This is a genomic window from Escherichia sp. Lx600-2 (assembly GCF_036662595.1).
GTDB lineage: Bacteria > Pseudomonadota > Gammaproteobacteria > Enterobacterales > Enterobacteriaceae > Escherichia > Escherichia coli.
This window is the reverse complement of the sequence record NZ_JAYQWM010000002.1, coordinates 58,449-71,850: the sequence shown is the minus strand read 5'-3', so window position 1 is coordinate 71,850 and position 13,402 is coordinate 58,449. Positions and strand designations below refer to the sequence as shown.

General features: G+C 53.6%; 13 protein-coding genes. 7 read left to right on the top strand and 6 right to left on the bottom strand.

Features of this window, described 5'->3' with window-relative positions; all coding sequences use genetic code 11:
• Window positions 1-152 precede the first annotated feature (152 nt).
• Both OQV04_RS01025 and ibsE read left to right on the top strand, forming a co-directional pair.
• Window positions 153-212 carry a type I toxin-antitoxin system Ibs family toxin gene (locus OQV04_RS01025; protein WP_001387081.1) on the top strand — a complete coding sequence of 20 codons (60 nt, stop codon included), beginning with the start codon at window positions 153-155 and terminating at the stop codon, window positions 210-212.
• Window positions 213-527: 315 nt separating this feature from the next.
• Window positions 528-587: a type I toxin-antitoxin system toxin IbsE gene (gene ibsE, locus OQV04_RS01020; protein WP_010723221.1), complete on the top strand. Its 60-nt coding sequence runs from the start codon at window positions 528-530 to the stop codon at window positions 585-587.
• 119 nt (window positions 588-706) lie between these two features.
• On the opposite strand, the gene hldE is transcribed toward ibsE, so the two are convergent.
• Genes hldE through ygiF form a run of 3 tightly spaced genes read right to left on the bottom strand, consistent with a single transcriptional unit; the run spans window position 707 to window position 6,352 of the window.
• The gene (gene hldE, locus OQV04_RS01015) at window positions 707-2,140 is read right to left on the bottom strand and encodes a bifunctional D-glycero-beta-D-manno-heptose-7-phosphate kinase/D-glycero-beta-D-manno-heptose 1-phosphate adenylyltransferase HldE (protein ID WP_000869178.1); all 1,434 of its coding nucleotides are present in this window, start codon (window positions 2,138-2,140) and stop codon (window positions 707-709) included.
• Window positions 2,141-2,187: 47 nt separating this feature from the next.
• Complete coding sequence (gene glnE / locus OQV04_RS01010) at window positions 2,188-5,028, bottom strand: bifunctional [glutamate--ammonia ligase]-adenylyl-L-tyrosine phosphorylase/[glutamate--ammonia-ligase] adenylyltransferase (RefSeq protein ID WP_032281616.1); 2,841 nt, start codon at window positions 5,026-5,028, stop codon at window positions 2,188-2,190.
• Between the two features lie 22 nt (window positions 5,029-5,050).
• Complete coding sequence (gene ygiF, locus OQV04_RS01005) at window positions 5,051-6,352, bottom strand: inorganic triphosphatase (protein WP_000046255.1); 1,302 nt, start codon at window positions 6,350-6,352, stop codon at window positions 5,051-5,053.
• Window positions 6,353-6,593: 241 nt separating this feature from the next.
• Here ygiF and OQV04_RS01000 point away from each other — a divergent pair, with 241 nt between their 5' ends.
• Both OQV04_RS01000 and cca read left to right on the top strand, forming a co-directional pair.
• The gene (locus tag OQV04_RS01000; protein WP_001125331.1) at window positions 6,594-7,214 is read left to right on the top strand and encodes a TIGR04211 family SH3 domain-containing protein; all 621 of its coding nucleotides are present in this window, start codon (window positions 6,594-6,596) and stop codon (window positions 7,212-7,214) included.
• Between the two features lie 63 nt (window positions 7,215-7,277).
• Window positions 7,278-8,516 (top strand): fused tRNA nucleotidyltransferase/2',3'-cyclic phosphodiesterase/2' nucleotidase/phosphatase Cca, encoded by a 1,239-nt coding sequence (gene cca, locus OQV04_RS00995; RefSeq protein ID WP_032281617.1) that lies wholly within the window; start codon window positions 7,278-7,280, stop codon window positions 8,514-8,516.
• 180 nt (window positions 8,517-8,696) lie between these two features.
• Here the strand turns inward: cca and bacA are convergent, their stop codons facing one another.
• Both bacA and folB read right to left on the bottom strand, forming a co-directional pair.
• On the bottom strand, window positions 8,697-9,518 hold the full coding sequence (gene bacA, locus OQV04_RS00990; RefSeq protein WP_032281618.1) for an undecaprenyl-diphosphate phosphatase: 822 nt from the start codon (window positions 9,516-9,518) through the stop codon (window positions 8,697-8,699).
• A gap of 90 nt (window positions 9,519-9,608) precedes the next feature.
• Window positions 9,609-9,977 (bottom strand): bifunctional dihydroneopterin aldolase/7,8-dihydroneopterin epimerase, encoded by a 369-nt coding sequence (gene folB, locus OQV04_RS00985; RefSeq protein ID WP_001295541.1) that lies wholly within the window; start codon window positions 9,975-9,977, stop codon window positions 9,609-9,611.
• A gap of 104 nt (window positions 9,978-10,081) precedes the next feature.
• Here folB and plsY point away from each other — a divergent pair, with 104 nt between their 5' ends.
• Window positions 10,082-10,699 carry a glycerol-3-phosphate 1-O-acyltransferase PlsY gene (gene plsY, locus OQV04_RS00980; RefSeq protein WP_001272796.1) on the top strand — a complete coding sequence of 206 codons (618 nt, stop codon included), beginning with the start codon at window positions 10,082-10,084 and terminating at the stop codon, window positions 10,697-10,699.
• A gap of 12 nt (window positions 10,700-10,711) precedes the next feature.
• Here plsY and ttdR read toward each other — a convergent pair whose 3' ends face one another.
• The gene (ttdR, locus tag OQV04_RS00975; protein ID WP_000935209.1) at window positions 10,712-11,644 is read right to left on the bottom strand and encodes an L-tartrate utilization transcriptional activator TtdR; all 933 of its coding nucleotides are present in this window, start codon (window positions 11,642-11,644) and stop codon (window positions 10,712-10,714) included.
• 206 nt (window positions 11,645-11,850) lie between these two features.
• Here ttdR and ttdA point away from each other — a divergent pair, with 206 nt between their 5' ends.
• Both ttdA and ttdB read left to right on the top strand, forming a co-directional pair.
• Window positions 11,851-12,762: a L(+)-tartrate dehydratase subunit alpha gene (ttdA, locus tag OQV04_RS00970; RefSeq protein WP_001626007.1), complete on the top strand. Its 912-nt coding sequence runs from the start codon at window positions 11,851-11,853 to the stop codon at window positions 12,760-12,762.
• On the top strand, window positions 12,759-13,364 hold the full coding sequence (gene ttdB, locus OQV04_RS00965; RefSeq protein WP_000722957.1) for a L(+)-tartrate dehydratase subunit beta: 606 nt from the start codon (window positions 12,759-12,761) through the stop codon (window positions 13,362-13,364). Before ttdA ends, ttdB begins: the two co-directional genes overlap by 4 nt.
• Window positions 13,365-13,402: the final 38 nt, after the last annotated feature.

Sequence of the window (13,402 nt, the reverse complement as noted above, 5' to 3'; positions counted from 1 at the left end):
TGCAACGTTTTGCGCGACCGCTCGGGGAAGGCAAAACTGCCACAGGGAAAGCATTGCGCGGGATCCGGCACTCATCAACAATCGGGAAGTCAGCAAGGGGCTGAAACGGGAAAGCCCCTCCCGAAGAAGGGGCCTTGTATAAGGAAAGGGTTATGATGAAGCTCGTCATCATACTGATTGTGTTGTTACTCGTAAGTTTCGCAGCTTATTAACAGCCAATCAGAGGGGGAGAAATCCTCCCTCACCCTTGTTCCTTTACTTTAGGTTGAAAAAAAATCAGCGTCAAGAAGGTTTCATTAACACATATCCCTGGCCCAAAAAGCCGGGGATTTTTTATATCTGCGTTCCGCTAAAAGGTGCAAATGCTCAGGACGTTGCAGCGTTTTGCGTGACCGCTCGGGGAAGGCAAAACTGCTTCAGGGAAAGCGTTGCGCGGGGTCCGGCGCTCATCAACAATCGGGGAGTCAGCAAGGGGCTGAAACGGGAAAGCCCCTCCCGAGGAAGGGGCCTTATAGAAGGAAAGGGTTATGATGAAGCTCGTCATCATACTGGTTGTGTTGTTACTGTTAAGTTTCCCGACTTACTAACAACTCATCAGAGGGGGGAGAAATCCTCCCTTACCCTTGTTCCTTTACTCTAGGTTGAAAAAACAACAGCGTCAATAGGCCTGCCATGTACGAAGCGAGATCTGTGAACCGCTTTCCGGTTAGCCTTTTTTATCCTGTTGGATCTTCTTGATAATGTTAGTGGTCGAGCAACCGTCTTCAAAGTTGAGCACCAACACTTCGCCGCCGTTGGCCCAGACTTCTTTACTCCCGGCGATCTCTTCCGGTTTGTAGTCACCGCCTTTCACCAGCAGGTCTGGCAGGATCCCGGCGATCAGACGCTGCGGCGTGTCTTCTTCAAACGACACTACCCAGTCGACCGCTTCCAGTGCGCCCAGCACAATCATACGCTGTTCGAGTGGGTTTACCGGGCGGGAATCCCCTTTCAGCCGTTTGGTGGAGGCATCGCTGTTGACGGCAACAATCAAGCGGTCACCCAGCTTGCGGGCATTTGCCAGATAAGAGACGTGCCCGGCATGTAGGATATCGAAGACACCGTTGGTCATTACCACTTTTTCACCACGTTTACGCGCTGCCGCTACAGCCAGCTTCAGTTCCTCTTCGGTCATCACGCCAAAGCCGGTATCTGCGCGTCCACGTACAGCGTTTTCCAGCTCGATCGGCGAAACCGTGGAGGTTCCCAGTTTGCCGACCACTACGCCTGCCGCCGCATTAGCAAAGAAGCAGGCTTCTTCCAGCGAATTACCCGCTGCCAGCGTTGCCGCCAGGACGCCAATCACCGTGTCGCCCGCACCGGTAACGTCATACACTTCCTGCGCCTGGGTTGGCATATGCAACGGCGCTTTACCCGGTTGCAGCAGCGACATACCCTGTTCGGAACGGGTCACTAACAGAGCCGAGAGTTCGTAATCGGCAATCAGTTTCATGCCGCGCTCAACAATCTCTTCTTCGGTCTTACATTTACCGACAACAGCTTCAAATTCCGAGAGATTCGGCGTTAACAGCGTAGCGCCGCGGTAGCGCTCAAAATCGGTACCTTTTGGATCAATCAGCACCGGAACGCCCGCTTTACGCGCCAGTTGGATCATCTGCTGTACGCTTGCCAGCGCACCTTTGGCGTAGTCAGAAAGCACCAGCGCGCCAATCGAACTCAGCGCCTGATTAATCCGCTCGTGCAGCGGCTGCGGATCAACACCTTCGAAACCTTCTTCAAAATCCAGACGGATCAGCTGTTGGTTGCGGGAAAGTACCCGTAATTTGGTGATGGTCGGATGCGTCGGTACAGAAACGAAGTCGCATTTGACGTTGACGTCGGCCAGAGATTTACTCAGCGCGCGCGCTGCATCGTCAATGCCCGTCAACCCGACCAGACGTGCATTAGCACCGAGAGAAGCGATATTCATCGCCACGTTAGCCGCGCCGCCCGGACGTTCTTCGATGGTATTCACTTTAACCACGGGCACCGGCGCTTCCGGCGAGATACGACTGGTGGGGCCGTACCAGTAACGATCCAGCATCACATCACCAACCACCATCACTCCTGCACGTTCAAACTCTGGCAGCGTTACTTTCATTCCTGTCTCCTGAGAGATTCAAAATTTGCGCGCGATAATACCATACTTCATTCTTCCACCAGCCACTTCTGCCAGCTTGCCCGCACCAGTTCACGCTCTGCGGTGAAGCAATCCTCCGACACATGGCCCGGCAATTCCTGTAATGCCAGATGATGAAGTTCATCGCGAAGCGTCGTGTAAGCACGGGTCAGCGCCATCGCTTCCTGCTCTTCCATAATGTCGTTTTGCGCCAGCAGTTCCAGAATGCGCACGTTGTCTGACCAGCGCGTTAACTTCGGTTTTTCATGAGCGTAGCGCAACACCAGATATTGGGTAATAAATTCGATATCGGTAATTCCGCCTTCATCGGCTTTGATATCAAAGCGATCGCGATGTTTATTGCCGAGATGAGCGCGCATTTTCTCGCGCATTTCCCGCACTTCTGTTTGCAGGGTTTTGCCTTCGCGCGGCAGCGCCATAATCTCACGACGCACCGCGTCAAAGTGCGCGGTGAGCTGCGGATCGCCGTACACTACACGCGCACGCACCAGCGCCTGATGTTCCCACGTCCAGGCCTCGTTTTTCTGATAATCGGCAAATGCTTCTGCGGATGTCACCAGCATTCCCGCCGCCCCGGACGGACGCAGTCGAGCATCCACTTCATACAAAATGCCGGAAGAGGTACGCGTACTGAACAGATGCATAATGCGTTGCGCCAGACGCAGATAAAACTGCCGCCCGTCGATTTCCCGCTCACCGTCAGTCATCGCATCCATTGGGCAATCATGGAGGAAGATAAGGTCAAGATCGGAACTGTAGCCTAACTCCCAGCCGCCCAGCTTGCCGTAGCCGACCACCGCAAAACCACGCCCTTCGCGTTCGTTCAGGTGATTCGGCTTACCGTAGCGGGCAACCATTTGAACCCACGCCTGCTGAACGACGGCATCTATCATGGCTTCCGCCAGCCAGGTTAAGTGATCGCTCACTTTCATCACCGGTAGCGTACCGGCGATATCCGCTGCGGCGATGCGTAACAGCTGCGCCTGTTTGAACTGACGCAGCGCCTCAAGCTGTTGCTCTTCGTCATCTTCCGGCACGCGCAGCAAATACTGGCGCAACTCATCGCGGTAGGCATCGGTCGCCGTCGGCTGGTAAAGGGTGTTTGGATCGAGCAATTCATCCAGCAATAATGGATAACGCGCCAGCTGGCTGGCAATCATCGGCGACGCGGCACACAGAGAAATCAAATGTTTAAGCGCCGCGGGGAATTCACTGAGCAATTCTAAATAGGTGGTGCGGGTAACAATCCCCACCAGCAAGGCGGTAATGCGCGACAGCGTAACGGCAGCGTCTTCACGCGCACAGACATCACTTAGCAGATGCGGCATCAGATGGTCGAGCACCTGACGTCCTCGCGGCCCGATGGTGCGCTTATCCAGCTCTTTGCGGAAATCGGCAATCAGCGTTAGCACCTGTTTGCGATCATCCTCGCTAAGATGCGCCAGCACTGGCGTAGTATCATCTTCCTGCAACGCATCCTGCCACAGCTCACGCCACTGTTCCGACAGCGACTCTTCCTGAGTTTCACTTTCGTCGTCGCCAATCAATTCATTAAACACCCGGCGCACATTGGTCATATGTGCGGTCAGCGCCCCGGTCAATTGCGGCCAGTCAGCAAAGTCCATCGCCCACGCCAGCCGCGCACGATTAAGCTCATCAGAAGGAAGCGTCTGGGTTTGTTCGTCGTTAATGCTTTGCAGCAGGTTTTCCAGACGCCGCAGGAACAGATACGCCACTCGCAATTGTTCAGCATCGTTTTCAGAAAGCAGATGCAGCGCAGCAATGGCGCTGAGCGTTGGCAGTAAAGAGTGCGATTGCAGCGACGGTTCGCGCCCGCCGCGAATGAGCTGGAATACCTGGACGATAAATTCAATTTCGCGAATGCCGCCTGCGCCGAGTTTGATATTGTCGGTCAAACCACGTCGACGCACTTCACGGGCAATCATCCCTTTCATGTTGCGCAGCGACTGAATCACGCTGAAATCGATGTAACGACGGAAAACAAACGGGCGCAGCATCGCACGCAACTCGTTAGCATAGACGCCTTCGCTATCGCCCATAATCCGCGCCTTGACCATCGCGTAACGCTCCCAGTCGCGCCCCTGCTCCTGGTAATAATCTTCCAACGCGGCAAAGCTCAGCACCAGCGGGCCACTTTCGCCAAACGGACGCAGCCGCATATCCACGCGATAGACGAAGCCATCCTGCGTTGGTTGATCCAGCACTTTAATCAGCCGCTGCCCCATGCGGGTAAAAAACTGCGCGTTATCCAGTTCCCGGCGTCCACCCTGCGTACAACCATGTTCCGGCCAGGCAAAAATCAGATCGATATCAGAGGAGAAATTCAGTTCCCCGCCGCCCAGCTTACCCATGCCTAAAATCAGCAGCGGTTGCGCTTCGCCCTGCGCATTGCACGGCGTTCCCCACTCGCGGCAGCAGGCGTCATATAGCCAGTCACGCGCCGCAACAATCAGCGTCTCCGCCAGATAGCTGAGCTGCTGCAATATGCTCTCTTTAGTAACCAGTGCCAGCGTTTGCGCCCAGGCGATACGTACCATGATGCGCCGACGGAACAGCCGCAGCTCGCGCATTAACCCGGCTTCGTCACTCACATTACTGAGCGCCTCCTGCAACCATGCAACGTAATGCTGCCATTCGTCGGCCTGCGGCGGTTGGCTTTCCAGTTCCGTCAGCCACTCTGGATGCGCAATCACGCTGTCCTGCACAAAATCACTGAAAGTAAGTACTGACTTCGCCTGTGCGCTAAGTGATTCCTCGGCTAAAGGCTCTGGCAGCCGCTCAACAACGGTCTGCCAGTACTGCTGTAACGGTGAAGAGAGCGGCTTCATAAGCGATTTTATCCTTGCCTGATTAACGTTTTCCGCTGTGCAACCAGAACGGTTCCTGATTGTTTGCCTCATTACGGAAATGTTCAATTTCGATGCGTTGCCCGGTCGCAATAGCGTGATGCAGCCCCTGCCAGTTCTCCAGCCAGGCTTGCGCGACGACAGGATCATAGTAACCCGCCAGCAACAGTATTGAGTCAATATCACGCGTCAGGCGTGGCAACTGGTCACGGTAGCGATCGCCTAACGGCTGGCAGAAAACGCTTTTCAGTTCAGCGGCATGGCGGGAAAGATGGATATCGGCAAAGCGTTTGAAGGAGTCGCTGATTTTGCCCTGCGCTTTGGCATCTAAAAATGGCTGCCATGCTTTGCTTACCAACCATTCGGTCAACGCCAGCTTCGCCATTGCCGTTTCGGTAGAGTAGACCGCCGTCACGGCAGACACCGCAGAAGCAATGGTCGCCTCGCATTGAGTCAGCAGATCACGTAAGTGAGTGCTCGCTTTACGCGGCACAATACCACCGAACAGCATCAGCGTATGACGGACCAGGCTAATGGCTGCCAGCACCTGTTCTTTCGCCGCATCGTTGCCGCGTACCCACAGTTCTTCATGATACTGCCATTGCGCTAACGCCAGCTCGAGCGCCGCTTCCAGCCCCTGTTCCACATCGGCTTTTGCCGCAACATGCAAAATGGTGGTCGGTTTGATTTCACGCGCCGGATTGCCCTGCGCCAGATGATAGCCACGCGCCGCTTTGCTCAGGCTGCCCTGGCGTAATCCGATTTGCGATACCAGTTGGTTCGCCAGTTTCAGCACCGCGCGCGTGTCGCCGCTAAGCAGCTCCAGTTCCAGCTCACAGATAGGTTCAGCAAATTCCCCCGCTTTCACCTCACCCTGATCGAGAGCGATTTCAATTCGGCTGCCATCGACCGCCACCAGCCATTTTTCGCGATAAAAATCGGTGCTGAACAGCGGTTGTACGCGGGAAGCGAGATCGGCGGGCAATTCGCCGTTCGGCCAGACTTCCGAGGGAAACTGCGCCAGGTCGAGCGTCGGTTCGCTCAACGCCACGTTATATTCCGGGCGCTGGTGTAAGCCGCCTGTCACTCTTCCTGCAACTTTCATGGTCATCTCATAGCGACCGTTTTCGCCACGAATACGTAAGCCCATATCGTGCCCACGCAGCCAGTTATCCGGCGTTTCGTAGTAAATATTCAGCAACTGCACGGGGTCATGGTGCTCGCCGCCCAGCGTATTGAGATGGTCACGCAACGCCTCAACGGCACTGTGATTAACAATAAACTTTAATTCGATTTCCTGAGCCATGGCCTTTACTTATCGGTTATGTCACATAAGTGACGATGAACGGCGAACTTAATGCGATCTTTTTTGTCAGTAGATAGTATTTTGCGCCAAATTGCCATGCAACGGGCAATTTGACGGGCGTAAAAGTTTGAAGCAGTGGCAAGACCTGACACAGAGGATTCCGATTGATGTCGAATGCTTTGCGTAGCGACACTGATGCCACTACTATCGTTCCACTTTCCATGACAATAACGACAGCCTGATGCCAAAATTACGCCTGATCGGATTAACTTTACTCGCACTTAGCGCGACTGCCGTCTCACACGCTGAAGAAACGCGCTATGTTTCCGACGAACTGAATACCTGGGTCCGCAGCGGTCCGGGAGATCATTATCGCCTCGTGGGCACGGTTAACGCCGGCGAGGAAGTGACCTTATTACAAACTGACGCCAACACCAATTATGCCCAGGTGAAAGACAGCTCTGGCCGTACCGCCTGGATCCCGTTGAAACAACTTAGCACTGAGCCAAGCCTGCGCTCCCGTGTGCCAGATCTGGAAAATCAGGTCAAAACCCTGACCGATAAACTCACTAATATCGATAACACCTGGAATCAGCGCACCGCAGAAATGCAGCAAAAAGTGGCGCAGAGCGACAGCGTGATCAACGGGTTAAAAGAAGAAAATCAGAAACTGAAAAACGAGCTGATTGTCGCGCAGAAAAAGGTCGATGCCGCCAGCGTACAGCTGGATGACAAACAGCGCACCATCATCATGCAATGGTTTATGTATGGCGGTGGCGTGCTGGGGCTTGGCTTGCTGCTCGGTCTGGTACTGCCGCACCTGATCCCAAGCCGCAAACGCAAAGATCGCTGGATGAACTAAATCGCCTTCTTCGTTGCACTGTCTTATTATTAGGAATTGTGTATTTGACGAAGGGATGATGGCGTGAAGATTTATCTGGTCGGTGGTGCTGTTCGGGATGCATTGTTAGGGCTACCGGTCAAAGACAGAGATTGGGTAGTGGTCGGCAGTACGCCACAGGAGATGCTCGACGCGGGCTACCAGCAGGTAGGCCGCGATTTTCCTGTGTTTCTGCATCCGCAAACGCATGAAGAGTATGCGCTGGCACGTACCGAACGGAAATCCGGCTCCGGTTACACCGGTTTTACCTGCTATGCCGCACCGGATGTCACGCTGGAAGATGATCTTAAGCGTCGCGATCTGACCATTAATGCGCTGGCCCAGGACGATAACGGCGAGATTATCGACCCGTACAACGGTCTGGGCGATCTGCAAAATCGTCTGTTGCGCCATGTTTCCCCCGCTTTTGGCGAAGATCCGTTACGCGTATTGCGCGTGGCGCGTTTTGCTGCGCGTTATGCCCACCTCGGTTTTCGTATTGCCGATGAAACTCTGGCGTTGATGCGCGAGATGACCCATGCGGGTGAACTGGAACACCTGACGCCTGAACGGGTATGGAAAGAGACAGAAAACGCCCTCACCACCCGCAATCCCCAGGTGTTCTTCCAGGTACTGCGCGATTGCGGTGCACTTCGCGTTTTATTCCCGGAAATTGACGCCCTGTTTGGCGTTCCGGCCCCTGCCAGGTGGCATCCGGAAATCGACACGGGTATTCATACCTTAATGACGCTCTCAATGGCGGCGATGCTGAGTCCGCAGGTCGATGTCCGTTTCGCAACTTTATGCCACGATCTCGGTAAAGGACTGACGCCGCCAGAACTCTGGCCGCGTCATCATGGTCATGGCCCGGCGGGTGTTAAGTTAGTGGAACAACTATGCCAGCGTCTGCGCGTGCCAAATGAAATTCGCGATTTAGCCAGACTGGTGGCTGAGTTTCACGATCTCATCCACACCTTCCCAATGCTGTACCCAAAAACCATCGTCAAATTATTTGATTCCATCGATGCCTGGCGTAAACCGCAGCGTGTCGAGCAACTGGCGCTGACCAGCGAGGCTGACGTGCGCGGCAGAACCGGTTTTGAATCAGCGGACTACCCGCAAGGCCGCTGGTTGCGCGAAGCCTGGGAAGTGGCGCAGTCAGTGCCGACAAAAGCGGTCGTTGAAGCGGGATTTAAAGGCGTGGAGATTCGCGAGGAGCTGACCCGACGGCGGATTGCGGCGGTAGCCAGCTGGAAGGAACAACGTTGCCCAAAGCCTGAATGAGTATTGGGCATTTTGCCGGATGCGGCGTAAACGCCTTATCCGGCTACATGTCAACGACAGTTGTAGGCCTGATAAGACGCGCAAGCGTCGCATCAGGCGTTGATTGCCGGATGCGGCGTGAACGCCTTATTCGGCCTACGCAATCGTGGACAACGCCAGGCATCCGACACTATTCCTCAATTAAAAGAACACGACATACACCGCAGCCGCCACAATAAAGCGATAAATGGCGAACGGGATAAACGAAATGCGCTTAATCAATTGCAGGAAGGTTTTAATCGCTATCAGCGCCACCACAAAAGCGGTGATAAACCCAACGGCAAACATCGGGGTATCGCCGGTTGTCAGGAAGCCCCAGCTTTTGTAGAGATCGAGCGCCGTTGCGCCCATCATCATCGGCACCGCCAGCAGGAACGAGAACTCGGAAGCAGCGTAACGGCTCACCCCCATCAGCATCCCACCTGAAATGGTCGCCCCGGAGCGGGAGAAACCCGGCCACAGCGCCAGACACTGGAAGCAGCCAATCATAAACGCCTGACGATAGGTCATATCATCCAGACCCGGTGCGCGCGGTTCTTTCGGCTTCAGGCATTCGGCGGCAATCAGCAACAAACCGCCAACGACCAGCGCATACATCACATTTATCGGGTTAAACAATGACTTAATCGTGTCGTGGAACAACAGCCCCAGTACCACCGCCGGAATCATCCCCAGCAAAATGTGGATCAGCGTTAAACGACCTTTGCTTTCTCCTTCGTGCTGCAACGGGCGGCCAAAGTGGATGCCAATCAGGCCAAACAGACGCCGCCAGAACATCACTACTACCGCCAGAATTGATCCTAACTGGATCACAACTTCAAAGGTTTTCGCCGTGTCGCCCTCAAACCCCAACAAGTGACCGACAATAATCATATGGCCCGTGCTGGATACCGGCAGAAATTCTGTCAATCCTTCGACCACACCCAATATTGCCGCTATCAGCAGCGAGTGCATATCGCTCATCAATAAACCCCTAAATTATTAAAATGTACCGCTTGTCCGAACTACTGCAGTATGACCAGGTTATAACCGTTTGGTTTAACAGCTGTAAAATTAATTATTTTCTTTCAGATTATTGCCACGCTCAATGATTACGCCAACATTCGCCGCCCGCGCCACTGCGCCTGGCTTGCTGAGTTTGATACGCACCCACGGCGAGTTGAAGCGTGCTAACAGCAGCTCCGCCACCTCTTCCGCCACGCGCTCCACCAGCGCAAAACGTGCCCCCTCGACGTGGCTGACCACCGTTTCTGCAATGTCAGCGTAGCTGAGGCAATCCGCCACATCATCACTTTTCGCCGCTTTACGGTTATCCCACGCCATTTCGATATCGAACACTAACTTCTGTTCGATGGTCTGTTCCCAGTCGTAAACACCAATAGTGGTGATTACCGAAAGTTGCTCTATAAATACAATATCCATCACGTCCTGCCTGCTTTTTGGCTAACCGGATACCACTTCCGGCGAAATGTGCGTATTATCCACAGATTCATCGTTGAACACGAATTTTCAAAACGGAACAGCTTATGAGTGCAATCGCGCCTGGAATGATCCTCATCGCGTACCTCTGCGGCTCCATTTCCAGTGCCATTCTGGTTTGCCGCTTGTGTGGGCTGCCCGATCCGCGAACCAGCGGCTCCGGCAATCCAGGCGCAACCAATGTGTTACGTATCGGTGGCAAGGGAGCAGCCGTAGCAGTACTGATTTTCGACGTTCTGAAAGGAATGTTGCCTGTCTGGGGCGCGTATGAATTAGGTGTCAGCCCCTTCTGGCTAGGCTTAATTGCCATCGCCGCCTGTCTTGGACACATCTGGCCCGTTTTCTTCGGTTTTAAAGGAGGAAAAGGCGTTGCTACCGCTTTTGGAGCCATCGCACCAATTGGCTGGGATCTCACCGGAGTAATGGCGGGAACCTGGTTACTGACCGTGCTATTGAGCGGATACTCGTCGCTGGGAGCGATTGTCAGTGCACTGATTGCTCCGTTTTATGTCTGGTGGTTTAAGCCACAATTCACCTTCCCGGTTTCGATGCTCTCTTGCCTGATCCTGCTGCGTCATCATGACAACATCCAGCGTCTGTGGCGTCGTCAGGAGACAAAAATCTGGACGAAATTCAAAAGAAAGCGCGAAAAGGATCCCGAGTGATTTCTGGTGGATCTACATGACCTGATAGCCTTCATCGGGCTTGCCCAGCCGTTGCTGGCACCATGCCGCCAGAAATTCCACGCAGACACGTAATTTCATGCTGCGATAGAGCGGCTCCCGGTAAACAGCCCAGATATTGGCGCTTTGTGCATACTCCGGCAATACTCGCACCAGTTTGCCACTCTCCAGAAACGGCAACACATCCCACTCGGAACGCAGCATAATCCCTTTGCCCTCCAGCGCCCATTGCAGCACAATCTCGCCGCTATTGGAGGAAAGATGCCCGCTAACCTTCACCGATTTTTTCTCCTGACCGTTCCCCAACTCCCATATTCCGTGGGTCATATCGCGCTCTTTGGTCACCAGACAGTCATGACGACTTAATTCCTGTAGGGATTGTGGCTGCGGATATTTTTGCAGATACTCAGGTGCTGCGCATAATATTCTTTTATTTTTCGTTAACAGATGCGCAATATAATAATCAGGAATTTCGTCATTAATACGAATATCCAGATCAATATTATCCTGCACTAAATCAATTTGCCGATCGAACAATTCAAAATGCACCTGTAACTCAGGATAATTGCGCATAAGTTCGGTAATGGCTGGCGCAATATGGCTGCGCCCAAAACCAAAACTGCAACCAATACGAATCATCCCCTCCGGGCGCGTTTTGATTTGCGTGACGTCATCAACCAGTCGCTGATATTGGGTGAGGATTTCCAGCGCATGTTCGTAACAACGTTGGCCACTTTCAGTCAGCGCCACGCCGCGAGCGGAGCGGTTCAGCAGCGTTGTTGCCAGCGTATTTTCAAGGATTTGGATCCGCTTGGTGACAAATGCAGGCGTTTGCCCAAGCGTCGCCGCTGCAGCACTAAAACTCCCGCTGTGGACGATTTCTACCAGTACCTGCAAGTCTTTGGCTAAAGGCCAGCTATTCAGCATCGTTAATTATCCGCAGTTGTGATAAGCGCAGTGTATTTCGCAAAACATTGCCATTCCCTGCTCTGGCGCAATATTCATTCTTATTTTCGCGTTGATTCACGAACTGTTAATTACATATTCACGGTGGCAAAAAATATAAAACCACATTTTTAGTGGTAGTTTGTAGCGGTGAATTTTTCCAGACAAATACAGAAACTGGAGTTGCCATGATGAGCGAAAGTAATAAGCAACAGGCAGTGAATAAGTTGACGGAGATTGTCGCTAACTTTACCGCCATGATTTCTACCCGAATGCCTGATGACGTGGTGGATAAACTAAAACAGCTAAAGGATGCCGAAACGTCGTCAATGGGGAAAATTATCTACCATACGATGTTCGACAACATGCAAAAAGCGATTGACCTGAACCGTCCTGCCTGTCAGGACACCGGGGAGATTATGTTCTTCGTTAAAGTCGGTTCCCGCTTCCCACTGCTTGGCGAGCTGCAAAGCATACTCAAACAAGCCGTGGAAGAGGCGACCATCAAAGCGCCACTGCGTCACAATGCGGTAGAAATTTTTGACGAAGTAAACACCGGCAAAAATACCGGTAGCGGCGTACCGTGGGTCACCTGGGATATCGTCCCCGACGGTGACGATGCGGAAATCGAAGTTTACATGGCAGGCGGCGGCTGCACGCTACCTGGCCGCTCGAAAGTGTTAATGCCGTCAGAAGGCTACGAAGGCGTAGTGAAATTCGTCTTCGAAAATATCTCCACCCTCGCCGTAAACGCCTGTCCACCGGTACTGGTGGGCGTGGGCATCGCCACCTCGGTGGAAACCGCCGCCGTGCTCTCGCGAAAAGCCATTTTGCGCCCGATTGGCAGCCGCCACCCCAATCCAAAAGCGGCAGAGCTGGAGCTACGCCTGGAAGAAGGACTCAACCGTCTGGGGATTGGTCCACAAGGGCTGACTGGCAACAGTTCAGTGATGGGCGTGCATATCGAATCTGCCGCTCGCCATCCGTCAACCATCGGCGTTGCTGTTTCTACAGGCTGCTGGGCGCATCGTCGCGGCACACTGCTGGTTCATGCCGATCTCTCCTTTGAAAATCTGTCTCACACCCGGAGTGCGTTATGAAAAAGATCCTGACAACCCCGATCAAAGCTGAAGATCTGCAAGATATTCGCGTCGGCGATGTGATCTACCTGACCGGTACGCTGGTGACCTGCCGCGACGTTTGTCACCGCCGCTTGATCGAACTGAAACGTCCGATCCCTTACGATCTCAACGGCAAAGCGATTTTCCACGCTGGCCCCATCGTGCGCAAAAACGGCGACAAATGGGAGATGGTCTCCGTCGGTCCGACAACCAGTATGCGTATGGAAAGTTTTGAACGTGAATTTATCGAGCAGACCGGCGTGAAACTGGTGGTCGGCAAAGGCGGAATGGGGCCGCTGACCGAAGAAGGCTGCCAGAAATTCAAGGCGCTACATGTGATTTTCCCGGCAGGCTGCGCGGTGCTGGCGGCAACCCAGGTAGAAGAGATTGAAGAAGTGCACTGGACAGAACTCGGGATGCCGGAGTCACTGTGGGTCTGCCGGGTCAAAGAGTTCGGCCCGCTGATTGTCTCTATTGATACCCACGGCAACAACCTGATAGCCGAAAACAAAAAGCTGTTCGCCGAACGCCGCGATCCCATCGTGGAAGAGATCTGCGAGCACGTCCATTACATCAAATAACCCTCCCGGAGAGGCTCGCCCCTCTCCTTTTTCGCAGG

Coding starts and splice junctions, on each gene's coding strand:
- ygiF (WP_000046255.1), bottom strand. CDS start 6,352: ATGGCTCAGGAAATCGAATTAAAGTTTATTGTTAATCACAGTGCCGTT.
- glnE (WP_032281616.1), bottom strand. CDS start 5,028: ATGAAGCCGCTCTCTTCACCGTTACAGCAGTACTGGCAGACCGTTGTT.
- ttdB (WP_000722957.1), top strand. CDS start 12,759: ATGAAAAAGATCCTGACAACCCCGATCAAAGCTGAAGATCTGCAAGAT.
- OQV04_RS01000 (WP_001125331.1), top strand. CDS start 6,594: ATGCCAAAATTACGCCTGATCGGATTAACTTTACTCGCACTTAGCGCG.
- plsY (WP_001272796.1), top strand. CDS start 10,082: ATGAGTGCAATCGCGCCTGGAATGATCCTCATCGCGTACCTCTGCGGC.
- ttdR (WP_000935209.1), bottom strand. CDS start 11,644: ATGCTGAATAGCTGGCCTTTAGCCAAAGACTTGCAGGTACTGGTAGAA.
- ttdA (WP_001626007.1), top strand. CDS start 11,851: ATGATGAGCGAAAGTAATAAGCAACAGGCAGTGAATAAGTTGACGGAG.
- bacA (WP_032281618.1), bottom strand. CDS start 9,518: ATGAGCGATATGCACTCGCTGCTGATAGCGGCAATATTGGGTGTGGTC.
- hldE (WP_000869178.1), bottom strand. CDS start 2,140: ATGAAAGTAACGCTGCCAGAGTTTGAACGTGCAGGAGTGATGGTGGTT.
- folB (WP_001295541.1), bottom strand. CDS start 9,977: ATGGATATTGTATTTATAGAGCAACTTTCGGTAATCACCACTATTGGT.